At 64.3% G+C, this 26,608-nt stretch carries 22 protein-coding genes and 1 pseudogene; 2 read left to right on the top strand and 21 right to left on the bottom strand.

Going from position 1 to position 26,608, the window contains the following annotated elements; all coding sequences use genetic code 11:
• Positions 1–46: 46 nt before the first annotated feature.
• The 10 genes from bioD to HDG34_RS23970 all read right to left on the bottom strand — a co-directional run bounded on the left by bioD (position 47) and on the right by HDG34_RS23970 (position 11,483).
• Positions 47–787: a dethiobiotin synthase gene (gene bioD / locus HDG34_RS24015; RefSeq protein ID WP_184062660.1), complete on the bottom strand. Its 741-nt coding sequence runs from the start codon at positions 785–787 to the stop codon at positions 47–49.
• Positions 784–1,968 (bottom strand): 8-amino-7-oxononanoate synthase, encoded by a 1,185-nt coding sequence (gene bioF, locus HDG34_RS24010; RefSeq protein WP_184062657.1) that lies wholly within the window; start codon positions 1,966–1,968, stop codon positions 784–786. Before bioF ends, bioD begins: the two co-directional genes overlap by 4 nt.
• Positions 1,968–3,329: an adenosylmethionine--8-amino-7-oxononanoate transaminase gene (gene bioA, locus HDG34_RS24005; protein ID WP_184062655.1), complete on the bottom strand. Its 1,362-nt coding sequence runs from the start codon at positions 3,327–3,329 to the stop codon at positions 1,968–1,970. Before bioA ends, bioF begins: the two co-directional genes overlap by 1 nt.
• A 352-nt stretch (positions 3,330–3,681) precedes the next feature.
• Entirely contained in the window at positions 3,682–4,989 is a 1,308-nt protein-coding gene (locus HDG34_RS24000) for a dienelactone hydrolase family protein (RefSeq protein WP_184062653.1), read from the bottom strand.
• 618 nt (positions 4,990–5,607) lie between these two features.
• Positions 5,608–6,063 carry a YchJ family protein gene (locus HDG34_RS23995; protein ID WP_184062651.1) on the bottom strand — a complete coding sequence of 152 codons (456 nt, stop codon included), beginning with the start codon at positions 6,061–6,063 and terminating at the stop codon, positions 5,608–5,610.
• Positions 6,064–6,070: 7 nt separating this feature from the next.
• Positions 6,071–7,201: an acyl-CoA dehydrogenase family protein gene (locus HDG34_RS23990; protein ID WP_184062649.1), complete on the bottom strand. Its 1,131-nt coding sequence runs from the start codon at positions 7,199–7,201 to the stop codon at positions 6,071–6,073.
• 33 nt (positions 7,202–7,234) lie between these two features.
• A complete protein-coding gene (locus tag HDG34_RS23985) occupies positions 7,235–7,912 on the bottom strand; it encodes an SDR family oxidoreductase (RefSeq protein WP_184062647.1) in 678 nt (225 codons plus the stop codon).
• A 28-nt stretch (positions 7,913–7,940) separates the two neighbouring features.
• Positions 7,941–9,149, bottom strand: a complete 1,209-nt coding sequence (locus tag HDG34_RS23980; RefSeq protein ID WP_184051305.1) for an acetyl-CoA C-acetyltransferase — start codon at positions 9,147–9,149, stop codon at positions 7,941–7,943.
• Between the two features lie 72 nt (positions 9,150–9,221).
• A complete protein-coding gene (gene aceK, locus HDG34_RS23975) occupies positions 9,222–11,039 on the bottom strand; it encodes a bifunctional isocitrate dehydrogenase kinase/phosphatase (protein WP_184062645.1) in 1,818 nt (605 codons plus the stop codon).
• Positions 11,040–11,078: 39 nt separating this feature from the next.
• Positions 11,079–11,483, bottom strand: a complete 405-nt coding sequence (locus HDG34_RS23970; protein WP_090802783.1) for a MerR family DNA-binding transcriptional regulator — start codon at positions 11,481–11,483, stop codon at positions 11,079–11,081.
• 158 nt (positions 11,484–11,641) lie between these two features.
• Here HDG34_RS23970 and HDG34_RS23965 point away from each other — a divergent pair, with 158 nt between their 5' ends.
• A complete protein-coding gene (locus tag HDG34_RS23965) occupies positions 11,642–12,715 on the top strand; it encodes an MBL fold metallo-hydrolase (RefSeq protein WP_184062642.1) in 1,074 nt (357 codons plus the stop codon).
• Positions 12,716–12,783: 68 nt separating this feature from the next.
• Here the strand turns inward: HDG34_RS23965 and HDG34_RS23960 are convergent, their stop codons facing one another.
• The 8 genes from HDG34_RS23960 to argS form a co-directional block, all read right to left on the bottom strand.
• The gene (locus HDG34_RS23960) at positions 12,784–13,227 is read right to left on the bottom strand and encodes a lysozyme inhibitor LprI family protein (protein ID WP_184062640.1); all 444 of its coding nucleotides are present in this window, start codon (positions 13,225–13,227) and stop codon (positions 12,784–12,786) included.
• Positions 13,215–13,955, bottom strand: a complete 741-nt coding sequence (locus HDG34_RS23955; protein WP_184062769.1) for a LysM peptidoglycan-binding domain-containing protein — start codon at positions 13,953–13,955, stop codon at positions 13,215–13,217. The genes HDG34_RS23960 and HDG34_RS23955 overlap by 13 nt, the downstream gene beginning before the upstream one ends.
• Positions 13,956–14,185: 230 nt before the next feature.
• On the bottom strand, positions 14,186–15,772 hold the full coding sequence (locus HDG34_RS23950; protein ID WP_184062638.1) for an ABC transporter substrate-binding protein: 1,587 nt from the start codon (positions 15,770–15,772) through the stop codon (positions 14,186–14,188).
• Positions 15,773–16,053: 281 nt separating this feature from the next.
• Positions 16,054–16,872 (bottom strand): helical backbone metal receptor, encoded by an 819-nt coding sequence (locus tag HDG34_RS23945; RefSeq protein WP_184062636.1) that lies wholly within the window; start codon positions 16,870–16,872, stop codon positions 16,054–16,056.
• 3 nt (positions 16,873–16,875) lie between these two features.
• Complete coding sequence (locus HDG34_RS23940; RefSeq protein WP_184062634.1) at positions 16,876–17,649, bottom strand: SDR family oxidoreductase; 774 nt, start codon at positions 17,647–17,649, stop codon at positions 16,876–16,878.
• Positions 17,650–17,664: 15 nt separating this feature from the next.
• The gene (locus HDG34_RS23935) at positions 17,665–18,303 is read right to left on the bottom strand and encodes a thiol:disulfide interchange protein DsbA/DsbL (RefSeq protein WP_184062632.1); all 639 of its coding nucleotides are present in this window, start codon (positions 18,301–18,303) and stop codon (positions 17,665–17,667) included.
• 176 nt (positions 18,304–18,479) lie between these two features.
• A complete protein-coding gene (locus HDG34_RS23930; protein ID WP_260321301.1) occupies positions 18,480–19,277 on the bottom strand; it encodes an SPOR domain-containing protein in 798 nt (265 codons plus the stop codon).
• Positions 19,278–19,356: 79 nt separating this feature from the next.
• On the bottom strand, positions 19,357–21,147 hold the full coding sequence (argS, locus tag HDG34_RS23925; RefSeq protein WP_184062628.1) for an arginine--tRNA ligase: 1,791 nt from the start codon (positions 21,145–21,147) through the stop codon (positions 19,357–19,359).
• Between the two features lie 458 nt (positions 21,148–21,605).
• Between argS and HDG34_RS23920 the strand changes: the two genes are divergently transcribed.
• A complete protein-coding gene (locus HDG34_RS23920) occupies positions 21,606–21,932 on the top strand; it encodes a DUF1840 domain-containing protein (RefSeq protein WP_018419249.1) in 327 nt (108 codons plus the stop codon).
• A gap of 131 nt (positions 21,933–22,063) precedes the next feature.
• On the opposite strand, the gene HDG34_RS23915 is transcribed toward HDG34_RS23920, so the two are convergent.
• The 3 genes and pseudogenes from HDG34_RS23915 to HDG34_RS23905 form a co-directional block, all read right to left on the bottom strand.
• Positions 22,064–22,261, bottom strand: a complete 198-nt coding sequence (locus tag HDG34_RS23915) for a hypothetical protein (protein WP_018419250.1) — start codon at positions 22,259–22,261, stop codon at positions 22,064–22,066.
• A gap of 189 nt (positions 22,262–22,450) precedes the next feature.
• Positions 22,451–25,180 (bottom strand): annotated as a pseudogene (gene metH / locus HDG34_RS23910) (methionine synthase); the annotation flags it as partial.
• 68 nt (positions 25,181–25,248) lie between these two features.
• Positions 25,249–26,319 (bottom strand): homocysteine S-methyltransferase family protein, encoded by a 1,071-nt coding sequence (locus HDG34_RS23905; RefSeq protein WP_184062618.1) that lies wholly within the window; start codon positions 26,317–26,319, stop codon positions 25,249–25,251.
• Between the last annotated feature and the right edge of the window lie 289 nt (positions 26,320–26,608).

Genomic DNA, 26,608 nt, shown 5'->3' with positions numbered 1-26,608 from the left:
GATCCTCGTAAACGGATGAATTTGGGTTCGGCGCTGCGGGGCAGCGCTATGCCGCGCGCAATTGGCGCAGCGTTTGCAGAAGCCGTCGAATGTGGAGCTGTTGCGCTGCAAGCTCCGGCGACGGCGGGCTGATATGCGGCACGACGCCGAGCAACGGCGCGTCGTACGCTTGCGCGAAATGCACGCGAATCGACGCGATGTTTTCGTCGGGAAAGGTCATGTCCGGGTCGATGCGATTCGCGACCCAGCCCGCGAGCGTTAGACCGCGCGCGGCGATCGCTTCGGCAGTCAGCAGCGCGTGGCTGATGCAGCCGAGCCGCATGCCGACCACCAGCACCACCGGCAGCTTCAGCGCGACGGCGAGATCGGCGGTGTCCTGCGTCGCGGTCAACGGCACACGAAAGCCGCCGACACCTTCGACAACGACCACCTCGGCGAGCTTCAACGCTTGGCTGTGGCACGCGACGATGTGCTCGAGATCGAACGAGACGTTTTCCAGCGCCGCCGCGATGTGCGGCGCGGCCGGTTCCCTCAGCAGATACGGCGTGCGCATGGCGGGCGGCAGCAGCACGCTCGACGCGGCATCGAGCTGATCCGCGTCCTCGTTGTGCAGCACGCCGTTCACTTCGAACGCGCCCGCCGCGATCGGCTTCATCGCTGCTGCCTGCAGGCCTTCGCGCACGAAGCCGCGCAATAGCGCCGACGACACAAAGGTCTTGCCGATTTCCGTATCGGTGCCGGTGACGAACAGCGACAGCGCGCCGTCATCGTTAATCATGTTGCTCATGCCGCGCGCGCTCCGACTTGTTGCAGGCCGGCCTCGAGCCGGTCGAGATCCGCATGGGAGTGCGCGGCCGACAGCGAGATGCGCAGGCGCGACGTGCCGGTCGGCACGGTCGGCGGACGGATCGCGGGCACCCACAGCCCCGCGCGATCGAGCGACGCGGCGATGTCGAGCGTCGCATCGTTCGCGCCGATGATCAGCGGTTGCACGGCCGTATGTGAATCGACGGGCAGCCACGGCGTCGCCTTCAGCATCGCGCGCGTGCGTTCGATCAGTTGCTGCAGATGCGCGCGGCGCGCATCGCCTTCCACGCCGCCGATGATGCGCAGACTCGCCGACACCGCATGCGCGGCCGCCGGCACCGACGCGGTCGTGAAGATATACGGACGCGCGCGCTGCACGAGCCATTCGATCACGGTCGCATGCGCGACGACGAACGCGCCGGAGACACCCGCCGCCTTGCCGAGCGTGCCGATCGAGATCAGATGCGGCGAGCGCAGCGCGGTCTGCGCGATCGCGCCACGGCCTTGCGGACCCAGTACGCCGAAGCCGTGCGCATCGTCGACGATCAGCCATGCGCCGTGCCGCTCGGCGAGTTCGAGCAAACGCGGCAGCGGCGCGATGTCGCCGTCCATGCTGAACACCGTGTCGGACACGATCACCTTGACGTCCGCCTCCGACGCTTCGAGCATCGCGCTCAATGCATCCACGTCGCAGTGCGGATAGATCTGCACATCCGCGCGCGACAGCCGCGCGCCGTCGATCAGCGAAGCGTGATTGAGCGCATCGGAGAACAGCGTCGTGCCGCGGCCCGCGAGCGCGGTCAGCGTCGCGAGATTCGCCATATAGCCGGTGCTGAAATACAACGCGCGGGCGTCGTCGAGAAAGCCCCCGGCAAATTCGGCGAGATCGTCTTCGAGTTGCGCATGCGCACGCGAATGACCGCCGAGCAGATGCGAGCCGCCGCTGCCCGCGCCATACAGGCGCGCGCCTTCGGCGATCGCGTCGATCAATTGCGGATGCGCGGCAAGGCCCAGATAGTCGTTGCTCGCGAAGCCGATGATTTCACGGCCGTCGACCGTCATGTGCGCGGCGCATGGTGTGTCGGCGGTGCGCCGGCGTCGGCGCAGGCCGCGCGCGTCGATTTCCTTCAGGCCTTCGGCGAGTGTGTCGAGCAGATGCATCAGCGGGCCTCCGCGAGCGTGGCGTCGAAGGTGTCACGCGTGCGCGTGGCGAGCAGCGCGAGTTCTTCGTCGTCGAGGATGTACGGCGGCATCAGGTACACGGTGGTGCCGATCGGGCGCAACAACAGCTCGCGTTGCAGCGCGTTTTCGAAGAAGCGGCGCGAGAACGTTTTGGCTTGCTGAGGATCGTCGATCATTGCGTCGAATGCGAAGATCGTGCCGCGCTGACGCAGATTGCGCACCTGCGCGTGCTCGACGAGCGGCGCGAGCGCGGCCGCGAGGGTCGCCGATTTGCGTGCGTTGGTGGTGAGCACGTCGTCGCTCGTGAACAGATCGAGCGTCGCGAGCGCGGCGCGGCACGCGAGCGGATTGCCGGTGTACGAGTGCGAGTGCAGGAAGCCGCGCGCGGTGTCGTCGTGATAGAAGGCCGCGAAGATCTCGTCGCGCGACAGCACGATCGACAGCGGCAGATAGCCGCCGCTGATGCCTTTCGACAGACACAGGAAGTCCGGCCACACGCCCGCCTGTTCGCACGCGAAGAACGTGCCGGTGCGGCCGCAGCCGACTGCGATTTCGTCTGCGATCAGATGCACGCCGTACCGGTCGCACAACGCGCGCAATCCGGCGATGTACGACGCGTCGTGCATCGCCATGCCGGCCGCGCATTGCACGAGCGGCTCGACGATCAGTGCGGCGATGTGGTTCGCGCGCGCCTCGAACAGCGCGCGCACATGGTCGAGCGCGCGGCGCGCGACGTCGGCGGCGGTTTCGCCCGCTTGCGCGAGCCGCGCATCGGGCGAGGCGACGACGTGGGCGTGACGAATCAGCGGATCGTACGCGTCCTTGAACAGCGCGACGTCGGTCACGCCGAGCGCGCCGATCGTCTCGCCGTGATAGCTGTTGGCAACACAGACGAATTCCTGCTTGTCGGCGTAGCCCCGGTTGCGCCAGCTGTGAAAGCTCATCTTCAGCGCGATCTCGACCGCCGACGCGCCATCCGACGCGAAGAACGCGTGGCCGAGCGTGTTGCCGGTCAACGCGTGCAGACGTTCCGCGAGTTCGACGGCGGGCTCGTGCGTGCAGCCGGCGAGCATCGCGTGTTCGAGCGTATCGAGCTGATCTTTCAGCGCCGCGTTGATGCGCGGGTTCGCATGACCGAACAGATTGACCCACCACGAACTGATCGCGTCGAGATAGCGATGACCGGCGCGATCGTACAGCCACGCGCCTTGACCGCGCGCGACGGGGATCAGCGGCAGACGTTCGTGGTGCTTCATCTGCGTGCACGGATGCCACACCGCGCGCAGGCTGCGGGCGACCCAATCTTCAGGGGCGACCGGGGGGACTGCTGACTTTTCCAAAGAGGTACTCCAGGGTGCTTTTTTGCCACGCACGCAAGCCTCGGCGAGTGCGCGGGGTCGAGATTAGCGGTTTATTTGGTCGCGCGCATCAACCGCGAAATGCTCGTTTTTCGCGGTGGCGTCGAGGTTTAGCATCGTTCGATGCAGCTCGTTCGAGTTCGTGAGGGAAGCTCGCCAATCGACGGAGATAGCGACGTGAAAGTAGTGGGCTGTTACTGGCCAGAATTTGGGGCGACGAGGTGTTTTTTGCGGGGGAACTGAGCGCACAAGAAAAAGCCCGCCGATACGGCGGGCTTGCGGCACATCAGAATCAGGCGCGATTCACGCCTCGATTCACGGCTCTATTCGTACTTCACTCCCGGCTCGCTATCGCTTTGCGCCCATTGGCATCGGCATCGCTTGCATCCGCCGTCTGCGAGTTCTGATTGCCCCACACGACCGCGTTATCGACCGCATACAACCGGCACGGATCGGAGCTCTGCTTCTGGCAATTCGTCACCGCCACCGACATCGGATCGTCGCCGCCCTCGGCCCACGACCACGCGCCCGAATCCGACACCGCGAACGCGCGGCTCGGATACTGATGCAGGAAGTTGCGATAGCCATTGCGGCCCTCGTTGTCGAGGTACGGCACCGAGTCGACCGCGTCGAGCGCGGCGAATCCGGTTGCCTTCGGCGCGGCCGGATCGGCGACGTGATACTGCACGGCAGTCGGCATACCGGCGCGCGCGAGGAACGCTTCGACGGCCGGCCACCATACGTGCACGCCGTCGCGGTCGCCGACCAGCCGATGCGCGTCGTTCTTGTAGTGGCCGAAGTCGACCATCTTCGCGCTGGCGCCGTGTGCGCCGTACGCGGCGTACATGCCCGCGACGAGCGGCGCGCTCCACACCGAATCGTTATCGCCATAGAGCCACAGCGACGGCACCGCAGTCTTCTCGCCGTACGCGCCGAATGCGCGCGTCAGATTGCCTTGCCAGTCTTCGCAGGCGTCCTGGCGCAGGCCGCCCGAGAAATTGATCAGCGCGCGCACGCCGGGCGCCGCTTCGGTGCCGTATGCGATCGTCGCAAGACCGCCATGCGAGGTGCCGGCCACCGCGATGTGCGTCGCGTCGACATAAGGTTGCTTCGACATGTAATCGATCGTCGCTGCGACGTCGCCGGCCTGGCCAAGGCCGTTGCGCTCGACGTCGCAGCCGTCCTGCTCGTACACGCCGTCCGAGTGACCGAAGCCCTGACGGTTCGGCGCGACGACCACGTAACCGCGGCGCACGAATTCGCGCGCGAACGGCAGCGGATCGCTGCGTTCCTGCGTGCGCGGGTCGCCCGGAATCTTGCCGTGGTTGAAGACGATCATCGGGAACGGGCCGGGGCCGTCCGGCTTGTAGATCGTGGTTTCAAGCGTGACCGTGCCGGCGGCGTCGACCGGCACGCGGATGATCTTTTCGTTCAGGTGAGCGGTGGGCAGGTAGACGTCGTCGTCCAGCGCGAGGCGCGGCACGCGGGCGCGCGACAGCGGTCCCTGGATGTCGCTCGACGGCGTCGCGTCGTGTGCGGAAAGGGACGAGTAGGCGAGCGGATCGGCATGCGCGATCGTGACAGCACACGTGGCCGCGGCGCAGATCGCCGCACACTTCGTCAGAACCTTGCTCAACACCATTGACGCACCTGCTTTAAAGACATGTCCTGAACTCCGTGCTGTCCGGTTGCGCAAAACGCGGCTGACATTCAGCTTTCGTTCGCGATTTCGACACAAACAGACTCACTCGCGAACGTTGCGGGAAGCGCACGCACGCAAATCGAGATCGCACGGGATGAACCCAACGGCCGACGCGACCCCACGCGTCGAGGATGAACGTCACTTGATGCTGTCGGAGTCCGCGCGGCTCGCGTTCGATCAGCGGCCGGTCAGCCTTCCTTTGCATGTTGCGGAGCCGGTATGACCCGCTCTCGCAATGTGACGTCATGAAACTACGGACTCATCCTGGCACGACAATTTTGTTTTGTGCAATCAAGGAGAACCCGTGACGAAAAAATTGCTGCATGTGCGAACGAGGCTTCAAAGCCTTGCCGGGCAAGGGCCGGGGACATGTGGCGGGAAGCGGCGAGCAAAGGTCGTGTCAGTGCTGTGGCGCGAGGCCAACGAAGAAGCCCGCGTGAAAGGAACGAAAAAAGGCCTATGCAAAGGCCTTTATAAAGTTTGTGGAGGGCAAGTGAAAGACACGAGAAAGCTTCGGCGCGTAATGCAGCGATTGCTTAATCGGCGCGTGCTCTTCATTTACTCATTGACGTCGCCATCGACATAACGCCAGCGGCCATCATCGCCGCGCACGAATCGACTCGATTCATGCAACCGATAAACACGTCCCCCCACTTTGTAGCGGGCGATGAATTCGACGGTCGCGTGATCGGCATCGCTTTCGGCGAAGCCTTTGATCTGCAGTCCGAGCCAACGGGGCGCGTCGGTCGCGGTGGGATCGACGTCGAGATCGGCGGGGCAGGTGCTGGGGTCCCACGTCGCGCGCAGGTAGTCGGTTGCACCGAGCACGTACGCGCTATAGCGCGAGCGCATCAGTTCGAGCGCGCGCGGCGCGGCTTCGCCGCCGTCGATATAGCGGCCGCAGCATTGCGCGAAACGCGGGGCTTTGGTCGCGGTGCCCCCGCGTGCGTCGGGCGCGGCGCCGCCGCACGGACAGTCGACAGGTCTTTGCAGTGACAACAATGGCTTGTTCATTGAAATTTCAGTTGAGCGCGCGAGCGATCAGGATCTTCTGGATGTCGCTCGTGCCTTCGTAGATCTGGCACACGCGCACGTCGCGGTAAATCCGCTCGACCGGGAAGTCGCTCAGATAACCGTAGCCGCCGTGAGTCTGCAAGGCGGCCGAGCAGATGCGCTCGGCCGCTTCGGAGGCGAACAGTTTTGCCATCGCGGCTTCGGTCAGACACGGCTGGCCCGCGTCCTTCAGCGATGCCGCGTGCCAGATCAATTGACGCGCGGCTTCGAGTTGGGTCGCCATGTCGGCAAGGCGAAACTGCACCGCCTGGTGCGAGAACAGCGGCGCGCCGAAGCTCTCGCGTTCTTTTGCGTAAGTCAGCGCCGCCTCGAACGCGGCGCGTGCCATGCCGACGCTTTGCGCGGCGATACCGATGCGCCCGCCTTCGAGACCCGACAACGCGATCCGGTAGCCTTCGCCTTCCGAGCCGATCAGGTTCGCGGCCGGCACGCGGCACGCCTCGAATACGATTTGTGCGGTATCCGACGAATGCTGGCCGAGCTTGTCTTCGACCCGCGCGACCACGTAGCCCGGCGTGCCGGTGGGCACGATGAACGCACTGATGCCGCGCTTGCCAGCGGCCTTGTCGGTGACGGCCATCACGATCGCGACGTCGCCGTTCTTGCCGCTCGTGATGAACTGTTTGACGCCATTCAGCACGTACGCGTCGCCGTCGCGTGTCGCGGTGGTGCGCAGCGCCGACGCATCCGAGCCCGCTTGCGGCTCGGTCAGGCAGAACGCGCCGAGCATCTCGCCGCGCGCGAGCGGCGTGAGCCAGTCGCGCTTCTGCGCGTCGTTGCCATAAGTGAGCAGGATGCTGCACACGGGGCAGTTGTTCACCGAGATCGCGGTCGACGTGCCGCCGTCGCCGGCCGCGATTTCTTCGAGGATCAACGCGAGCGCGAGCGCGTCCATGCCCGCGCCGCCATACGCTTCGGGCACCAGCACGCCATAAGCACCGAGCTCGGCGAGCTGCCGGTGCACGTCGCGCGGAAAGGTGCGCTCGCGGTCCCATTGCGCCGCGTACGGCGTGATCTCTTCGCGCACGAAGGTGCGCAGCGCGTCGCGCACCATCAGGTGATCCTGATCAAGCACCATGAGCGTGTCTCCGGTCCCATGCAACGTAGTTGTCTACCAGTCGAGCTGCGTGCCGTCGTGCTGAAAGAAGCGGCCGTGGAACGCGTCGCGCGATGCCGCGGCCTGCGCCAGCACCTCGCGCATGCCGGCGACGCTGCGCTCGGGATCGAGCGCGGCCTGCGCGCCGCCCATGTCGGTGCGCACCCAGCCGGGATGCAGCGACACGCAGGTCGCGCGCTGCGCGTCGAGCGACGCGAGCTTCAGCACGGCGTTCAGCGCCGCCTTGCTCGCGCGATACAGCCAGCCGGTCGTGCCGCTTGCATCGGCGATGCTGCCCATGCGACTCGAAATCACCGCGAGCACGCCGTCCGTTTCCTCGACGAGCGGCAGCAGGATTGGCAGCAGCTGCATCGGGCCGCGCACGTTCGTGTGCATTACGTGATCGAAGTCCTCGGCGGTGATCGTTTCGATGCCTTCGGTGCGCGGACCGTACACGCCCGACACCAGGATCGCGGCATCGAGCCGTTCGCCGTCGAGCTTCCAGCCGAGCGCCGCGATGTCTTCGGGCGCGGTGACGTCGAGCGCGAAGGTTTCGGCGCCGAGTTCGCTGAGCGCATCGAGCGCGGCGCCGTCGCGCGCGGTCGCGAGCACGCGCCAGCCGCTCTTTCTGTACTGCCGGACGAATTCCTGGCCGATGCCACGCGATGCACCGACGATTAACACTGTCTTCATCGTATTCCTCGAAGATTTTGTGGATGCATCAGATCAGTTCGACACCCATCGCAGTCGCCTCGCCGCCGCCGATACACAGCGTCGCGACACCGCGCTTCAGACCGCGATTCTTCAGCGCGCCGATCAGCGTGACGAGAATGCGCGCGCCCGAGGCGCCGATCGGATGGCCTAACGCGCACGCGCCGCCGTTCACGTTGACCTTGTTGTGCGGTAAATCGTGCTCTTTCATCGCGGCCATCGTGACGACCGCGAACGCTTCGTTGATCTCGTACAGATCGACGTCGCCGGCGCGCCAACCGTTCTTTCCGAGCAGCTTGCGGATCGCGCCGACCGGCGCGGTGGTGAACTTCGCGGGCGCCTGCGCGAACGTCGAATGACCGACGACGCGTGCGAGCGGCGCCACGCCGAGCCGTTTCGCGGTCGACTCGCGCATCATCACGAGCGCGGCCGCGCCGTCCGAGATCGACGACGAGTTCGCCGCCGTCACGGTGCCGGTCTTGCTGAACGCGGGCTTCAGCGTGGGGATCTTGTCGAGGTTGGCCTTGAACGGCTGCTCGTCGCGCGCGATCGTGACGTCACCCTTTCGGCCCGCTACGGTGACTGGCGCGATTTCCCAGTCGAACGAGCCGTCCTCGTTCGCGCGCTTCGCGCGGTTCAGCGACTCGACCGCGAACGCGTCCTGCGCCTCGCGCGTGAAGTCGAACGACGCCGCGCATTCCTCGGCGAACGCGCCCATCAGACGGCCTTTGTCGTAGGCGTCTTCGAGGCCGTCGTAGAACATGTGGTCGAGCACCTGGCCGTGGCCCATGCGCATGCCGCCGCGCGCCTTCGGCAGCAGATACGGCGCGTTCGTCATGCTCTCCATGCCGCCCGCGACGATCACGTCGAGCGAGCCGGCGGCCAGCATGTCGTGCGCGAACATCGCCGCGCGCATGCCGGAGCCGCACATCTTGTTGACCGTCGTGCAGCCGGTGGCCAGCGGCAGACCCGCGCCGAGCGCGGCCTGGCGCGCGGGCGCCTGGCCGAGGCCGGCGGGCAGCACGCAGCCGATCACCGCCTCGTCGATCTGCTCGGGCTTCAGACCCGCTCGTTCTACGGCCGCCTTGATCGCGACCGCGCCGAGTTGCGGCGCGCTCAGCGACGCGAAGTCGCCCTGAAAGCCGGCCATCGGCGTGCGCGCCGCGCTGACGATTACGATTGGATCGGCGTTGATACCACTGTGGTTTGCGTCACTCATGTTCGAACTCCTTGGTCATAGCTTGGATGGCTACCGCCGCGCGTTGCCCGCTGCGAACCCTTGTGGGATTCATCAAGCCACGCGCACATTTGGCTCGTTCGCCTGCGCATCGGTTGCTTCGGCGAACCGCTCCGGATAGCGCACGCAGAAGCGCACGCTCGGGTCGTACGGGAAAAAATCGGGCAGATCGCCCTTCAACAGAAAATCCTTGTATCGCTGCCACAGCTCGGGCTCGAAGAGATCCGCGTGATGCCGCATGAACGAGCGCCGCACGCGTGGATCGCCGAGCAGGAACGTGCCGTACGTCTCCGGGAAAATATCGTGCGGGCCTACCGCGTACCACGGCTCGTCCGACATTTCGTCTTCCTCGTTGCGCGGCGCCGGCACCGCACGCACGTTGCAGTCGGTCAGGTATTCGATCTCGTCGTAGTCGTAGAACACGACGCGGCCGTGTCGCGTGACGCCGAAGTTCTTGTACAGCAAGTCGCCCGGGAAGATGTTCGCCTGGATCAGCTCCTTCACCGCGTCGCCGTATTCCTTGATGCCGCGCTCGACGTCGTCGTCGTTACCGTTCTGCAGGAACAGATTGAGCGGCTCCATGCGTCGCTCGAGGTACAGATGGCGAATCACGAGGTTGTCGCCGTCGTACTCGATCAGCGACGGCACTTCCTTTTCGAGTTCGCGCAACAGCGTTTCGTCGAGCCGCGCGAGCGGCAGCGCGACGCTCGAATATTCGAGCGTGTCGGCCATCCGGCCGAGCCGGTCATGACGTTTGACGAGCAGATACTTCTGCTGGATCTGCGCGCGCGTGGTTTCCTTCGGCGGCGGAAAGTTGTCCTTGATCAGCTTGAACACGTAGGGGAACGACGGCAACGTGAACACCAGCATCACGAGCCCCTTGATGCCGGGCGCGACGATGAAGCGGTCGCTCGAATGCTTCAGGTGATGCAGCAGATCGCGATAGAACAGATTCTTGCCCTGCTTCTGCAGACCCACCGATGTATAGATTTCCGCCTTCGGCTTGCCCGGCATGATCGTGCGCAGAAACTCGACATACGCGGACGGCACTTCCATATCGACCAGAAAATACGAGTGCGAGAAGCTGAAGATGATCAGCAACTGCTCGCGCTTGAGCAGCACGGTGTCGAGCGCGAGCACGCCCGGTTTCACGTGACGCAGCGGCACCGCGAACGGCAGCAGCGCCTCGCCGTTGATGATGCGCCCGACGATATACGCGCCCTTGTTGCGATAAAACAGCGACGACAACACGTGAATCTGGAAGTTCGGCGCCTCGTCGAACACGCCGAACGCTTCGCGAATCGACTGCATCACGCAGGCGACGTCGCGCGTCAGATCCTCGAACGGCGGATCGAGCTGGAAGTTCGTGACGACCCGTTCGAGCGTTGCGGCAAGTCCATCAGTACCGGGGTAATACGCGCGATACGTCGGCTTCGCGGCCGGTTCGTCGTTCTCGATGTATTCGGTCGAGATCGCCGGGCGCACGAAAATGAAATCGTTGTTGAAGTACGAGCGATGCAGAATCTTGCAGGAAACCGAATTAAAGAAGGTTTCCGCGCATTCCGGCTGACGGTGCGTGGTCAGGAGGCCGATGTAGTGCAGCTTGATCTGCTGCCACACTTCGCTGTCGATGTTCTCCGCGTCGTACTCGTCTTCGAGCAACTGCACGCATTCCTGCACGCGATCGTCGTACGACGTGATGCGGTCGCGCGCGAGCTTTTGCAGGCCGTGCCAGTCGCCGGCTTCGAACAGCGTCTTCGCGTGGATCGCCGCGTCGCGAAAGATCCGGTAGTGACGGTCGAACCCATCGAGCATCGTCTGCGCGACGTCGAAACCGATTTGCGACGATAACAGCTTGGGGAAGTGATTCATCACGCGCGCTCCGCAAACGCCGGTCAGAGTCAGGCCGCTTCAGGCAGGCTTCGCGTCGTGCCTCGCGCCATCGAGCAGCGCGCGCGCCTGCGCTTCATACTGCGCGAGATCTTCGAGCGTCGCGTCGAGATCTTCTCGCTGACGTTCGAGCACTTCGCGATGACGCGCGACCGTCGCGAGGAACGCGTGCAACTGCGGTACGGTATCGGTCGGCGATTCGTAGACGTCGAGCAGGTCACGGATCTCCGACAGCGTGAAGCCAAGCCGTTTGCCGCGCAAGGTGAGCTTCAGACGGGTGCGGTCGCGGCCCGAATAGACGCGCCGCAAGCCGCTCGAACCCTCGCGGCTCGGTGAGAGTAAACCCTGGTCTTCGTAGAAACGGATCGCGCGTGGCGTGACGTCGAATTCGCGCGCCAGCTCGGTAATCGTGTATTGCGTATTCATCGGGACATCTCGTGGCCGCTTGGTCGGCACAAAACCGGATTGGACGATAGAATCGACGTTTACGTTATCGTCAACCTGAGCGGAAAGCAACCACAACCCGGCCGACCGGCATCGCACACCTCGCCATGCCGGAGGGTCGTCGGAGGAAGACAGTCCCCATGAATGCACTCGAACACCAGCTCGAATACCCCTTCAACGACACGATGCCCGACGCGGGCCGCACGATGGAAGTCGCGCCCGGCGTGCTTTGGCTGCGCATGCCGCTGCCATTCGCGCTCGACCATATCAACCTGTGGCTGCTGCGCGATGAGATCGATGGCCAGCAAGGCTGGACCGTGGTCGATTGCGGCATCACGTCGGACACGATCAAGGCGAATTGGGAGAGCGTGTTCGAATCGGTGCTCGACGGCCTGCCGGTGCTGCGCGTGATCGTCACGCATTGCCATCCGGATCACATCGGCCTCGCGCATTGGGTGTGCGGCGGTGGCGATAAAAAGCGTTGGGACGCGCGACTGTGGATGACGCTTGGCGAATACATGCAGGCGCGCGTGATGGCGACCGGCGACGGCTCGAACGCGGGTGGCGAGGCCGCGGCGCGGCACTTCGCGCGGCACGGTCTGACCGACGCCGAATCGCTCGAAAAACTGCGCAATCGCAATAGCTACTACGCGAGCCTCGTGCCGGCGATTCCGGGGCAATACCGCCGTTTGCGCGAAGCCGAGGACGTGAGGATTGGCGGTAGGGCGTGGCGCGTGGTGACGGGCTTCGGCCACTCGCCGGAACACTGCGCGCTGTACTGCGCACAAACCGGCACGCTGATTTCCGGCGATATGGTGCTGCCGCGCATTTCGACCAACGTGTCGGTGTTCGATATCGAGCCTGAGGGTTCGCCGCTCGAACTGTATCTGGAGTCGCTCGGCCGCTACGAGACGATGCCTGAAGACACGCTCGTGCTGCCGTCGCATGGCAAGCCGTTTCGCGGCGTGCGCACGCGCATTCAGCAACTGCGCGAGCATCACGACGCGCGGCTCGCCGAAGTGCGCGAAGCATGTGCGGAAAAGCCGCGCAGCGCCGCCGATATCGTGCCGTTGATGTTCAAGCGCCAGCTCGATATCCATCAGATGACATTCGCGATGGGTGAGGCGCTCGCGCATTTGCATCTGCTGTGGCGGGCGGGGGATTTGAAGCGGACGCAGGATGCGGATGGGGTGATTCGGTTTGCGGCGGCGTGATCTTTTCGATTCGATGCGCTATATGAGCGCACTCAGCGGCGCAACGGTGCTGGGTGTGTTCATTCGAACTATTTCAACGGCAAGTCAGATGCAGCGTCGCGAAGTTGCTGGGCACGCCGGTTGTTGAGTTCCGCAACGCAAGCCAAACTGCGCACTTCGCGTGCACTGCCGGCTCCGCCACCGCTTAGCGAAGCTGCGAACTGGCATTGAGTCTCGCGGTACTTAGCGAATTTGCTGTTTGATGCGACGAGTCTTGCCTTGGCCTGGTTCACGTACTTGTTGTCTTCATCCCATTTGGAGAGGGTGCCAGCCATCTTCTCCTCGGCTCGTCTGAGGGCCTTCTGACTGGCCTCTGCTTTTTCTGCCAGACAGTCCCGCATTCCCGCTTGCGAGAATGCACTGCATTCTTCGCGTAAAGCCCGCTCGCTTGCAACGAGAGCAGTTGAGGCCGCAAGGACCAACGTTGGCAGGCAGACGGCCATGCCTAAACAGATCAGCTTTATCGCGCGCATAGGGCCACCTTTCCTTTACGCACCATTGACAAAGTGTAATCAAGCTTTCTGGCGTAGTTGAGGTCACCGCCTCCGTTATAACGCTCCGCTATCAATGCCGCGGAGAAGGGGCGCCAGCTCGTAATAGCCTTTTGAGCTGAAGCCTTCCGGTACTTCAACACTTGTCCGGGTCGCAGAACGGTGGCGGTGGGATTCAGCTCTTTTAACGTGTCGTTCGTCGTGCCCTGAGCCTTCGCCATCTTGTCGAGGCTGTCTCCTAGCCTGACGGCGATTTCGTAAACCTTAGGGTCAGCACGAAGTACGCTTCGGTACTTAAAATGTGCCATGCGCATCAGCAAATAACCAATACCAGCGCGGATGTTATACGCCGGTATCGTTCTGACTGAGGCCATTGTCAGCCGTCCTATCCAGGCTGGCGGCACAATCAAATCGCCGCCTTCATTACCTGAAAGCAGCGATGCTAATCCAGGATCGCCTGCAACCCCAATTCGCATCGGCTTGGAGTTCCACTGAGGATCGTGGGCACCTGTTTCGACCCACAACATCGCCTTGATAAGCTGCCAGTCCAAGGGCACGTACCCGGAAGTGCCGTGAAGATGGCGGTTGTACTCAAGGACTGCCATCTGGATCTCGCAGTCCCAGGAATTCCATTTGGCATCGCTTACAGCCTTGCTAACGCCATCCTGCCACCGTTCAAAACCTGTCCTCGTTGGAGCTTGCATTGCCATAACCATTCCTTCTGTCAAAGTGTGGGCGGCTACTTTGCAAGCAATTATCAGCTTCTTGCCTGAGGAAAATTGCATTAGGAATCGGTCTGGCGAGCGAAGGCCCGAGATCACGTCGAAAAAAGGTTACGCAGTGTCAGATGCAACCAGCCAATTCGCGCGTTGAATAAAAAAAGCCCGGTTCAAAAACCGGGCTTTCTTGCAGGGCCGCCTGCGCTAACCGCAGCGCAAAATCACTGCACCACCACCGCCCCGAAATTCTGCCGTCCAAACGGACTCACGTGATACCCGCTCACGTTCGTGCGCGTGATCGCGGCAGCGGTCGGATAGCCGAGCGGAATCCACAGCGCTTCGTCGTGGATGATCTGCTGCGCGGCTTCATACGCTTTCGTGCGCTTGGCGATATCGGACGTCGCTCTGCCCTCGGCGATCAGCTTGTCGAGGTCCTGATCGCAGAAGCGCGCGAAGTTGATGCCCGACTTCACCGCGTTGCAACTGAAGAGCGGCGACAGATAATTGTCCGGATCGCCGTTGTCGCCGGCCCAGCCCATGAACAGCGTGTCATGCTGACCCTGCTTCGCCTCCTTGATCAGCTCGCCCCATTCGATCACCTTTACGTCCGCCTTCACGCCGATCTTCGCGAAGTCGGCCTGCAGCAGTTCGGCACCGGCCTTCGGATTGGGATTGAGCACGCTGCCATTCGGACGCACCCAGATCGTCGTTTCAAAACCGTTCGGATAGCCCGCGTCGGCGAGCAGCTTCTTCGCCTTCGCCGGGTCGTACGGCCAGCCCCTGATCGAGTGGTTGTAGCTCCACGTATTCGGCGGAAACGGGTTGACGGCCGGCGTCGCGGTGTTGTCGAACACGGTCTTCAGATATGTCGTGCGGTCGAACGCCATGTTCAGCGCGGCGCGCACCTTCTGGTTTTCAAGTTCCTTCTGCTGCGTGTTCAGCGCGACGAAGGCCGTCATGAACGCGGGCGTCTGCACGATCGCGAGCGACTTGTCGTTCTTCGCGTCGGCGAGATCCTGCGGCTTCGGCGACAGCGCGATCTGGCATTCGCCAGCCTTCACCTTCTGCGCGCGCACGGTCGCGTCCGGCGTGATCGCGTAGATCAGGCGCTCGATCTTCGGCTTCGGTCCCCAGTAGGTCGGGTTCGCGTCATAACGGATCACCGCGTCTTTCGTATAGCTTTTCAGCACGAACGGGCCGGTGCCGATCGGCTTTGCATTCAGATCGACCTGCTTGCCGGCCTTCAGCAACTGGTCCGCGTACTCGGCCGAATAGATCGACGCGAAGCCCATCGTCAGGATCGACAGGAACGTCGCGTTCGGCTCGTTCAGCTCGAACTTGACCGTGTTGTCGTCGACCTTGGTAATCGACTTGATCAGCTTCGGCAGCCCCATCGATTGCGCATGCGGGAAGCCGCTCGCGCCCGCCACCTTGTGCCACGGATTGCTGTCGTTGAGCATACGGTCGAACGTGAAGATCACGTCGTCGGCATTGAGCGCGCGGGTGGGCTTGAAGTAGTCGGTGGTTTGGAACTGCACGTTGGGGCGCAGGTGGAACGTGTACGTCAGGCCGTCGGGGCTCACTTCCCACTTGTCGGCGAGCGCGGGCACGACCTTCTTCGCGGCTTCGTCGAACGACACCAGCGAGTTGAAGATCACGTCGGCCGATGCATTCGTCGTGACGAGCGAATTGAACTGCACGACGTCGAAGCCGTCGGGGCTCGATTCGGTACAGACGGTCAACGGTTTGGCGAGCACGAGCGCGGGCGCAGTGAGCAGGATGGCGGCTGCGAGCAGTTTGAAGCGCATAGGATCTCCGGTAACGAGCGCAGTCAGGCAGTGCGTCTGGTTGTGTTTATGGCGGCGATGCGTGAGCGGGCAGGTCAGCGGTCCCGGCGCGCGCGTCGCCACGATTGTGATACGTTCCCGGCGCCGTCGTACAGGTCGGGCGATCCCGGCCCGAGGCCTGGGGGCCGGCCTTCGAGGCCTGGCCGGCGGCGCGCCTTCGCGAAAGCTTATCGAAGCGCCATTTTGGCGACAACAATTTAATCGACATATCCATATGGGGGCGGCGCGACCATGCCGCCGCCTCAGGCTGCGGCGGCCTGACGCAGCAGGTAGCCGATGCCACTTATTGCGCGCACGCCGTACCACGACGTCATTTCCCCATCGATCAGATCGATGCGCTTGCCGGTGAGACGCGGATCGCGCGCGAGCGCATCGCGATGCGCGGCCGTGAAGCGGTACGGCTCGCTCGACAGCAGCACGCGCTCGACCTGCGCGAGCCACGGCGCGTCATCGAAGTCGAGCGTGGGGTAACGCGCGGCGCCCGCGCTGCCGCCGCGCACGTCGGGCAGCGTATGCCAGTTCACGAGGCGCAGCATCGCGGCGATGTAGGTGTCCCGTGCGACGCTCATCCACGGTTCGCGCCAGATCAGGTACAGCACGTTCTGCGCGGCGAAGGCGTGAGCGCCGGCTTCGCGCAGACGCGCTTCGAGCGAGTTGCTCAAGCGCCGCGCTTCTTCTTTACGCCCGAAGATCGCGCCGAGCAGCGCGAACAGCGCGAGGTTGTCGTGCGGCGTCTGCGGATGGGTGACGACGATGTGCGGCACGAACGCGCGCAGTTGCTCGACGGTGTCGCGTTCGTTCTCGTCGACATTGACGATCAGATGGGTGGGGCGCAGCGCGCGGATCGCGTCCAGTTTGACGGCCTTCGTGCCGCCGACCTTCGGCACCGCCCGGACCTTGTCGTGCGGATGCACGCAAAAGCCGGTGCGCCCGACGATCTGCCGTTCGAGGCCGAGCGCGAAAAGCGTTTCGGTGAGGCTCGGCACCAGCGACACGATGCGCGCGTCGGTGCCCGCGGATTCGTGCGCGACGCCGGCTGCATCGACCGCACGTGACTGCATGGCTTACTCGGTGGCGGCGCGCGGCTTGCGCGGCGCGCGTTCGAACACGCGGTCGTAGAGCCAGCGCGGCAGCACATGCAGCAGCATCGCGGCCACGCGCATCTGCCACGGAAACACCCCGAACGACGTCTGCCGTTCGACCGCCCGCGCGACCTTCGCCGCGAAACGGTCCGGGTCCATCAGGAACGGCATGTTGTACGGATTGTGCTCGGTCATCGGCGTGCGGATATAGCCGGGCGCGATCGTGACGACCCCGACGCCGAACGGCCGCATCTCGACGCGCAACGCCTCGAGATACTTCAGGGCCGCCGACTTCGACGCGCTGTACGCGCCCGAACCGGGCAAGCCGCGCACGCCCGCGACGCTCGCAATGCCGACCAGCGTGCCGCGCTTCGATGCGGCCATCGCGGCGGCAAATGGCTCGAACGTCGCCACCATGCCGAAGTAATTGATGTCCATCACCTCGCGGAACGTGCGCAGATCGCCGTGACCCGTCAGCGCGCCGCGGCTGATGCCGGCGTTGGCGATCACGACGTCCGGCAGGCCGTGCGCGGCGATGAAGCGCGCGGCCGCATCGGCGAGCGCTTCCGCGTCGCGCACGTCGACTGCATAGATCGAGACGGTGTTCTGGGGATGGGACCGCTGGAACGCGGCGAGCGCGTCGCCGCGGCGGGCGACGAGGCCGAGAATCGCGCCGCGCCGTGCGTATTCGCCGGCGAGCGCAAGGCCGATGCCGCTCGAAGCGCCGGTAATGAAAACCTTCAGCGGAGAGCTCATACCGGCGCCTCGTGATTACATCTTCTTGGCGCGGACTTGCGAGACGAGGTAGTCGAGCACCTGGATCGTGCCCGGCAGGGTGCCGGTCGCGGCCGGGCCGGTTTCATACTTGCCCTGCACCGCGAGCGTCGGCACGCCGTCGATCTTGTAGTCGTCGAGCAGCTTCTTGTCCTTCTGCAACGCGCTTTGCGTCGAGAACGAGTTGTACGCTTCCATGTACTTCTTCGGATCGACGCCGAGCGTCGCGAGGTATTTGCTCTGGTCTTCCGGCGTCAGCAGATAGTTCTTGTTGACATGGATTTCGTTGAACACCTTCGGCGTCAGTTCGTTCGCGACGCCGAGCGCGTCGAGCGCGTGGTACATCTTCGAGTGCGGGATGAAGTCGTCGCGGAAGGCGACCGGCACGCGGCGGAATACGACGTCCGGGCCCTGCTTCTTGACCCAGGCTTCGAGGAACGGGTCGAATTCATTGCAATGCGGGCAGCCGTACCAGAAGAATTCGATGACTTCGATCTTGCCGGCCGGCACGTCGGTCGGTTGCGGCGAGGCCAGCACGGTGTAGTCCTTGCCGGCAACCGGCGCGGTCGGCGACGCATGCGCGCTGGCCCCGATCAGGCCCAGCGAGAGAAACAGGATGCTCAGCAGCTTTTTCATGTTGTGTAGACCCAGATAAGGCGGTAGCGCGGCGACGCCATGCGAAAGGCCCGTCGCCGCTGGTCGGATTCGGTGTGGCCGCCCGCCACAATACAGGTCGAAGCGGCCATCGTGCTTGTGACCCGCGCGCCGCGCGGATAGTTCGACGCACCGTGCGAGCCGGCATTACCGTTTATTTATTGTTTGGTGAAGCGGATCACCGCGGTATCGACACCCGCGTCCGACAGACGCTGACGGCTCGAATTCATGTCCTCGAACTTCGAGAACGGCCCGATGCGCACGCGGTAGTACGTGACGCCGCCGGCATCGCGCTGCGTGACCTTCGATTCGAAGCCCTGGAACGCGAGGCGCGCGCGTTGCTGTTCGGCATCGGCGGCGGTCTTGTACGCGCCGACCTGCAGGAAATAGCCGGTGTTCGCCTCGCCCGGTGCCGGAGCGGCAGCCGAGCCCGGCTTGGCGTTGGCGACCGTGGTCGCGCTCTTAGGCGCGGAGCCTGCCGCCGTGGCGGCCGGCGCGCTCGAGGTCTGCGGCTTCTTCGCCGGCGCCGGCGCGACGATGCCGCCGGTGCCGTTCTCCTGCGCGGGATTCGGCGCGACCGCCGTGCCGTTGTTATTCGCGTTGCCGCCCGACGGCGGCACTTCGACGATCTGCGGTTCTTCGAGCATGCCCGACTGGGTCTGGGCGTTGGTCTGGCCCGGCGCGGTGTTCGGCGGAGCCGGTTGCGCGGCCTGCGGCACCGGCTGGCCCGGCGTCTTGCCTTGCAGCGGACGGTTCGGATCGTATTGCGGCTGGCTCGCACCGTTGTCGGTCGCCGCTGGCGGCGCGACCTTCGACACGAACGGCGTAGGTGCACGGGTGATATACAGCGCCACCACTACCGCGATCGCCAGGCCGACGATCAGGCCCAGCACGATGCCGAGAAAAGTGCCCCCGGTTTGCTTCGATTGCTTTGTTGTGCGGCGTGGTTTTGCCATCGTACGAATCACCTGCAAAAAGAATCCAGGAACGGCCGCCGATTATAACGACGGCCGCGCGCATATTACGCTGGAGGAGTTACATCTTGACGGGAGCGGAGACGCCGATCGTCGCGAGACCATTGGCCAGCACCTGGCGCGTGGCCGCGAGCAGCGCGACGCGAGCGTTGCGTTCGGCCGCATCGTCGACCAGCACGCGCTCGGCACGGTCATTGTAGAACGAGTGAAATTCGCCGGCGAGTTCGCGCAAGTAGAAGGCGACCGCGTGCGGCGCGAGTTCGTCGGCGGCGTGCTGCAGCATGTCCGGGAATTCGGCGAGCTTGTTGAGCAGCGCCATCGAGCGCTCGCTCGTGAGCGGCGCGAAGTCCACGCTTGCGAGCGCGTTCTCGTCGAGGCCGTAGCGCGCGTTGCACTCGGCGATCACCGAGCAGATGCGCGCGTGCGCATACTGCACGTAGTGCACCGGATTCTCGTCGTTCTGCTTCAGCGCGAGGTCGATGTCGAACACGAACTCGGTGTCCGCCTTGCGCGAGATCAGGAAAAAGCGCACCGCGTCGCGGCCGCGGCGAATGGTTTCCTCGTCGATCAGATCGACGGCCGCTTCCGAGCCCGGCGTCGCGCCGCCCGACCATTCGATCAGGTCGCGCACCGTCACGTAGCTGCCCGCGCGCTTCGAGATCTTCACCTCTTCGCCGTTGCGCATGACCGTGACCATCTTGTGCAGGATGTAGTCGGGGTAGCCCTTCGGAATGCCGATGCCGAGACCCTGCAGACCTGCGCGCACGCGCGCGATCGTGCCGTGGTGATCCGAGCCCTGCACGTTGATGACCTTGGTGAAGCCGCGCTCCCACTTCGCGACGTGATAGGCGACGTCCGGCACGAAGTACGTGTAGGTGCCGTCGGTCTTGCGCATCACGCGGTCTTTGTCGTCGCCGTCGTCGGTGGTGCGCAGCCACAGCGCATCTTCCTGCTCGTAGGTCTTGCCCGCGGCGATCAGCGCGTCGACCGTTTTCTCGACGCGGCCTTCCGTGTACAGCGACGATTCCAGGTAGTACTGGTCGAACTTCACGCCGAACGCCTGCAGGTCCATGTCCTGCTCGCGACGCAGATACGTGACGGCGAAGCGGCGGATCGCCTCGAGGTCCTCGACGTCGCGCGCGCCGGTGACGGGCTCGCCGTCGCTCGCCTCGACCGTGATGCCGTTCAGATAGTCTTTCGCGATGTCGGCGATGTACTCGCCGTTATAGGCCGACGCGGGCCAGCCTTCGTCGCCGGGGGCGAAGCCGCGTGCGCGTGCCTGGGTCGACAGGGCGAGCGTGTGGATCTGCACGCCGGCGTCGTTGTAGTAGAACTCGCGGTGCACGTCCCAGCCCTGCGACGCGAGCACGTTCGCGAGCGCGTCGCCGAGCGCGGCCTGGCGGCCGTGGCCGACGTGCAGGGGGCCGGTGGGGTTGGCCGACACGAACTCGATCAGCACGTGCTTGCCGGCGTCGCGCCGTGAGCGGCCGTACGCGTCCTTCTCGGCTAACACGGCGGCGATCACGCCTTGCTTGGCGGCGGCCGTGAGCCGCAGGTTGATGAAGCCAGGGCCCGCCACTTCGGCGGTGTCGATCAGGCCTTTGGCCTGCGGATTGACGAGCAGCGCATCGACGATCTGTTGCGCGAGCTGGCGCGGATTGGCGCGCAGCGGCTTGGCGAGCTGCATCGCGACGTTGCACGCGACGTCGCCGTGCGCGGCGACTTTCGGGCGCTCCAGCGCGATGGCGGGCGAGACGAAGGCGGCTTCCGTCGCGCCTTGGGTCGCAGTCGCGACCTGCTTCACCGTCTCGGCGAGCAGTGTTTCGAGTGTGTGTTTGTGTGCGGGCAGCATGCTTGTTGCGAGTCCAGTGAGGCAATCCGGTAAGGCGGAAGAGGCGCCGGCCGAGGCCGGTGTCGCAAGCGTTGAACGCGGCAGCGCTTTGCGGCGCCGATGGCTGCGCCGCCGGCAGAGTGTCCCCCAGGCGATGCGACGAGACGCAAGCAGCGCAACCCGGTGGACTCCGCTCGGCGGCCCGCCGGCACGCAGGCTCGCGCGGCATGCGGATCGCGGCCGATGGTTCGACGCCCCCGCTTGGCCCACGTGCGCGATGCTCGTCGAGCCTTGCCATACGTGGCGCTGGGCGGCGCGCTTTTCCGTTCAGACGGATTTTAGCAGGTGCTAATATGTTCAATGAGTTGCCCACGAGGGGCTGGGGCCGCCGCGCCTTGCCGGCGCCACGTCAGGCGCGCGCTGTTGCCGCCCTTGGGACGCTCATGCATTAACCCGACATAACGAAAAAGGGAACAGTCATGCTGATTACTTTCAAGTGCCACGCCTGCCCGGACGTGATGATGCTGGAGAATCTGGCGCAGTATCTGGTTGGCATTGTCGGCAAACGCCTTGGGCAGCGGGGCGTCATTACTCACGACGAACTGGGCCCGGCCATCGAGAAGCTCGAAGCGGCGATCACCTCCGACAAGCAGGAGCGCGCCGAGCACGAGGGCCATTTCCACGAGGGCGAAGACGGCCGCGATCGTCACGAGATTCCGCCCGGACTCGCGCAGCGCGCGTATCCGTTCCTCGACATGCTGCGCGCGGCGCAGAAGGAAAACGCGGATATCGTCTGGGGGCTTTGATTTCTGCTGGGTCCCGAGCGCCGCGGCCCGATCTCAGAAGGCCTTCATAAGCGCTTTTGGGGCGCACTCAAAGAAAGGAGCCCGCTTGACGCGGGCTCTTTGTCATTCAGAGGGCTTGTCGGCCTCGCCGCTCACTGGCTCGCGGGGGCCGCCGAGGCTGCCGCGCCTTTCTTCATCTTTTGCTTCTTCGCCTTTTTGACATGCGCCTCGGTGGGGGGCGAGTAGGAACTGACCGCGCTCGATCCGCCCGGCGCGGCGGGTTGTGCGAGCGCCACGGAAGCGCCCGCGGCCAGCGAAACAGCGGTCAATAACAGTGTCAGCTTCTTCATACGATTTTTCTCCGTTGACGGTTGCAATCTCGGTGAGCCGGCGCGTTGTGCTCGCGCCTGACGCGATGAAAGCCGACTCAGTCTACAAAGCCGAAATTGCGGTGGCGCCAAATATTCTGTCTTTCGGACTCAATATAGTCGCGCACGCGCGGCTCGGGCCGCACGGCCCGGCCACGTATCGCTTCACGCTCAAAGCAACGGCGCCAACGCGCGCTCGGCGTCCGCTTTCGTGAGCGACATCCGCTGCGCGTAGTCGTCGAGCTGATCCGCGCCGATCTTGCCGACCGAGAAATAGGTGCTGTCCGGATGCGCGAGGTAGAAGCCCGACACGCTCGCCGCCGGCAGCATCGCCAGCGATTCGGTCACGCTCATGTTGATTTCGTTCGCCCGCAGCACGTCGAACATGTCGCGCTTGACGAGGTGGTCGGGGCAGGCCGGATAGCCTGGCGCCGGGCGGATGCCTCGGTATTTTTCGGCGATCAGCTCGTCGCTGGAGAGGTTTTCGCTGTTCGCGTAGCCCCACAGGTCGCGCCGCACGCGCGCGTGCAACGCTTCGGCGAATGCTTCGGCGAGCCGGTCCGCGAGCGCCTTCAGCATGATCGCGCTGTAGTCGTCGAGATCCTTCTCGAACTGCCTCTCCTTCACGTCGACGCCAAGACCCGCCGTCACCGCGAACATGCCGATGTAGTCGGCGACGCCCGAGTCCTTCGGCGCGATGAAGTCGGCCAGCGAGCGGTTCGGTCGCATCACCCCGTCGACCACCGGCCGCACGCTCTGTTGACGCAGATTGCGCCACGTCAGCGCGACTTCGGTGCGCGATTCGTCCGTGTAGATTTCGATGTCGTCGTCATTCACCGTGTTGGCCGGCAACAGCGTGATCACGCCGTTGGCCTGCAGCCAGCGGCCCTGAATCAGGCGCGCGAGCATCGACTTGCCGTCGGAGAACACGCGCCGCGCCGATTCGCCGACGATCTCGTCATTGAGAATCGCCGGATATGGGCCGGCGAGATCCCACGTCTGGAAGAACGGACCCCAGTCGATATAGTTCGCGAGCTCGTTCAGATCGAAGTTCTTGAACACGCGCCGGCCGATGAACTTCGGCTTGACCGGCTGATAGCCTGCCCAGTCGATCTTCGTCTTATTGGCGCGCGCTTGCGCGAGCGTGACCATCGGCTGTGCTTTTTTGTTCGCATGCTGATCGCGGACGCGGTTGTAGTCGGCATTCAGTTCGTCGATGTACTTCGCGGCGCCCTCGTCGGACAGCAGGCTCGAGGCGACCGATACCGAGCGCGACGCGTCCGGGACGTAGACCACCGGCCCGTCGTAGTGCGGAGAGATCTTCACCGCCGTGTGCACACGCGAGGTCGTCGCGCCGCCGATCAGGAGCGGAATCTTCTTGACGCGGAAGTAGTCGTCGCGCTGCATTTCCGATGCGACGTAGGCCATTTCTTCGAGACTCGGCGTAATCAGGCCCGACAGCCCGATGATGTCCGCGCCCTCGACCTTCGCCTTCGCGAGGATCTCGCTGCACGGGACCATCACGCCCATGTTGACCACTTCGAAGTTGTTGCACTGGAGCACGACCGACACGATGTTCTTGCCGATGTCGTGCACGTCGCCCTTCACGGTCGCGATGACGATCTTGCCCTTGGCGCGCACGTCGCCGCCGGCCGCCGCGAGCTGGCGCTTTTCTTCCTCGATGAACGGGATCAGATGCGCGACCGCCTGCTTCATTACGCGCGCCGACTTCACGACCTGCGGCAGGAACATCTTGCCCTGGCCGAACAGGTCGCCGACGATGTTCATGCCGTCCATCAGCGGGCCTTCGATCACGTTGATCGGACGGCCGCCTGCAGCGGCGATCTTCGCGCGCACTTCCTCGGTGTCTTCGACGATGAACGTGGTGATGCCGCTCACGAGCGCATGCGCGAGACGCTTCTCGACCGGCTGCTTGCGCCACTCGAGGTTCTCTTCCTTCTTCGCGCCGCCGCTTTTGAACTTGTCGGCGATTTCGAGCAGGCGGTCGGTGCCGTCTTGACGGCGATTCAGCACGACGTCTTCGACGAGCTCGCGCAGTTCGGGATCGAGTTCGGCATACACGCCGAGCTGGCCCGCGTTGACGATGCCCATGTCCATCCCCGCCTGGATCGCGTGATAGAGGAACACGGTGTGAATCGCCTCGCGCACCGGATCGTTGCCGCGGAACGAGAACGACACGTTCGACACACCGCCGCTCACCTTCGCGTACGGCAGGTTCTGCTTGATCCAGCGGGTCGCCTCGATGAAGTCGACCGCATAGTTGTTGTGTTCCTCGATGCCGGTCGCGATCGCAAAGATGTTCGGATCGAAGATGATGTCCTCGGGCGGAAAGCCGACTTCGTTAACGAGCACGTCGTACGAGCGCTTGCAAATCCCGGTCTTGCGCTGGAACGTATCGGCCTGGCCCTGTTCGTCGAACGCCATCACGACCGCAGCCGCGCCATAGCGGCGAATCAGCTTCGCATGATGAACGAACGCTTCCTTGCCTTCCTTCAGCGAGATCGAGTTGACGATCGCCTTGCCCTGCACGCACTTGAGACCCGCCTCGATCACGTCCCACTTCGACGAGTCGATCATGATCGGCACGCGCGCGATGTCCGGCTCCGACGCGATCAGATTCATGAAGCGGACCATTGCCGCTTTCGAATCGAGCATCGCCTCGTCCATGTTGATGTCGATTACCTGCGCGCCGTTCTCGACCTGGTGGCGCGCGACGGCCAATGCTTCGTCGAACTGATTGTTCAGGATCATTCGCGCGAACGCTTTCGAGCCGGTCACATTGGTGCGTTCGCCAACGTTGATGAAGAGCGTCCCGGACGTGACGTTGAACGGCTCGAGGCCGGCAAGGCGCATGGTGTGATCGGTCATGGCGTGTGTGCGAGTCGGGTGCGTGCGTTAAAGGACGTGCAGGACGTGCAGGGCGTCGGGGCGAAGTGTTTCAGGCGGGCTCAGGCCGCGTCGCGATACTGGCTCGGCCACTTGCGCGGCTTCAGCTCGGCGAGCGCCTTCGCGATCGCCGCGATGTGCTCGGGCGTCGTGCCGCAGCAGCCGCCCGCGATGTTCACGAGCCCCGCTTCGGCGAATTCCTTCAGCAGGCCAGAGGTATCCGCGGGCAATTCGTCGAAGCCGGTGTCGCTCATCGGGTTCGGCAGGCCGGCGTTCGGATAGCACGACACGTAGGTGTCGCACAGCTTCGCGAGCTCGGCGATGTACGGACGCATCAGCGCCGCGCCGAGCGCGCAGTTCAGGCCGAACGTGAGCGGCTTCGCGTGACGCAACGAGTTCCAGAAGGCCTCGACGGTCTGGCCCGACAGAATGCGGCCCGACGCATCGGTGACGGTGCCCGAGATCATGATCGGCAGACGCTCGCCGGTGTTTTCGAACAGCTCGTCGAGCGCGAACAGTGCGGCCTTCGCATTCAGCGTGTCGAAGATCGTTTCGACGAGGAACAGGTCCGCGCCGCCGTCGAGCAGCGCTTTCGCCTGCTCGTAGTACGCGGCGCGCAGTTCGTCGAAGGTCACGTTGCGCGCGCCCGGATCGTTGACGTCCGGCGAAATGCTGGCGGTTTTCGGCGTCGGGCCGATCGCGCCGGCGACGAAGCGCGGCTTGTCCGGCGTTGTGTATTTGTCGCACGCGGCGCGCGCGAGCTTCGCCGATTCGATGTTCATCTCGACGGCGAGCGATTCCATGCCGTAGTCGGCCTGCGCGACCGTGGTCGCGCCGAACGTGTTGGTCTCGATGATGTCCGAGCCCGCCGCGAGATACTGCTCGTGAATCTCGGCGATGATCTGCGGCTGGGTGATCGACAGCAGTTCGTTGTTGCCCTTGATGTCGCGCGCGTAGTCCTTGAAGCGCTCGCCGCGATAGCTGGCTTCGTCGAGCTTGTAGCGCTGGATCATCGTGCCCATCGCGCCGTCCAGAATCAGGATGCGCGAGTTCAGCAGCGCGGGCAGCGCTGCGCCGCGGGTGTAGGCAGGCTCCGAACGGACTGGCGTGATGGATTGAGCAGGCTGGGTCATGGCGGACGAGGGCTTGCGCCGGCGTTGGCGGAAAGCCTGTCATTGTAGCCGCAGCCGGGCGGATGCGCCCGCCGCGGAGGAGAGTGCGAGGCGCGGCCGGCAAAATCGACCGATACGAACGCGCCGCGCCGGGAATTCAGAAACGCGCTAACAAACGATGCAATAAAAAACGGCCCGGCAAGCCAAAGCCTGCTGGGCCGTTTCGCTGCCGCCGACCGCTTGATGGAACCCGCCGCCAAAGCCGCGCGGTGCGGTCGATCGATGTCGCCAGAGCGCCAGCTGAACCCCT

This window comes from Paraburkholderia sp. HC6.4b, assembly GCF_014200875.1.
GTDB lineage: Bacteria > Pseudomonadota > Gammaproteobacteria > Burkholderiales > Burkholderiaceae > Paraburkholderia > Paraburkholderia tuberum.
The sequence above is the reverse complement of the archived record's forward strand: the minus strand, read 5'-3'. Positions and strand labels throughout refer to the sequence as shown.

Coding starts and splice junctions, on each gene's coding strand:
- bioD (WP_184062660.1), bottom strand. CDS start 787: ATGAGCAACATGATTAACGATGACGGCGCGCTGTCGCTGTTCGTCACC.
- bioF (WP_184062657.1), bottom strand. CDS start 1,968: ATGCATCTGCTCGACACACTCGCCGAAGGCCTGAAGGAAATCGACGCG.
- HDG34_RS24000 (WP_184062653.1), bottom strand. CDS start 4,989: ATGGTGTTGAGCAAGGTTCTGACGAAGTGTGCGGCGATCTGCGCCGCG.
- HDG34_RS23995 (WP_184062651.1), bottom strand. CDS start 6,063: ATGAACAAGCCATTGTTGTCACTGCAAAGACCTGTCGACTGTCCGTGC.
- HDG34_RS23990 (WP_184062649.1), bottom strand. CDS start 7,201: ATGGTGCTTGATCAGGATCACCTGATGGTGCGCGACGCGCTGCGCACC.
- HDG34_RS23985 (WP_184062647.1), bottom strand. CDS start 7,912: ATGAAGACAGTGTTAATCGTCGGTGCATCGCGTGGCATCGGCCAGGAA.
- HDG34_RS23980 (WP_184051305.1), bottom strand. CDS start 9,149: ATGAGTGACGCAAACCACAGTGGTATCAACGCCGATCCAATCGTAATC.
- aceK (WP_184062645.1), bottom strand. CDS start 11,039: ATGAATCACTTCCCCAAGCTGTTATCGTCGCAAATCGGTTTCGACGTC.
- HDG34_RS23970 (WP_090802783.1), bottom strand. CDS start 11,483: ATGAATACGCAATACACGATTACCGAGCTGGCGCGCGAATTCGACGTC.
- HDG34_RS23965 (WP_184062642.1), top strand. CDS start 11,642: ATGAATGCACTCGAACACCAGCTCGAATACCCCTTCAACGACACGATG.
- HDG34_RS23960 (WP_184062640.1), bottom strand. CDS start 13,227: ATGCGCGCGATAAAGCTGATCTGTTTAGGCATGGCCGTCTGCCTGCCA.
- HDG34_RS23955 (WP_184062769.1), bottom strand. CDS start 13,955: ATGGCAATGCAAGCTCCAACGAGGACAGGTTTTGAACGGTGGCAGGAT.
- HDG34_RS23950 (WP_184062638.1), bottom strand. CDS start 15,772: ATGCGCTTCAAACTGCTCGCAGCCGCCATCCTGCTCACTGCGCCCGCG.
- HDG34_RS23945 (WP_184062636.1), bottom strand. CDS start 16,872: ATGCAGTCACGTGCGGTCGATGCAGCCGGCGTCGCGCACGAATCCGCG.
- HDG34_RS23940 (WP_184062634.1), bottom strand. CDS start 17,649: ATGAGCTCTCCGCTGAAGGTTTTCATTACCGGCGCTTCGAGCGGCATC.
- HDG34_RS23935 (WP_184062632.1), bottom strand. CDS start 18,303: ATGAAAAAGCTGCTGAGCATCCTGTTTCTCTCGCTGGGCCTGATCGGG.
- HDG34_RS23930 (WP_260321301.1), bottom strand. CDS start 19,277: ATGGCAAAACCACGCCGCACAACAAAGCAATCGAAGCAAACCGGGGGC.
- argS (WP_184062628.1), bottom strand. CDS start 21,147: ATGCTGCCCGCACACAAACACACACTCGAAACACTGCTCGCCGAGACG.
- HDG34_RS23920 (WP_018419249.1), top strand. CDS start 21,606: ATGCTGATTACTTTCAAGTGCCACGCCTGCCCGGACGTGATGATGCTG.
- HDG34_RS23915 (WP_018419250.1), bottom strand. CDS start 22,261: ATGAAGAAGCTGACACTGTTATTGACCGCTGTTTCGCTGGCCGCGGGC.
- HDG34_RS23905 (WP_184062618.1), bottom strand. CDS start 26,319: ATGACCCAGCCTGCTCAATCCATCACGCCAGTCCGTTCGGAGCCTGCC.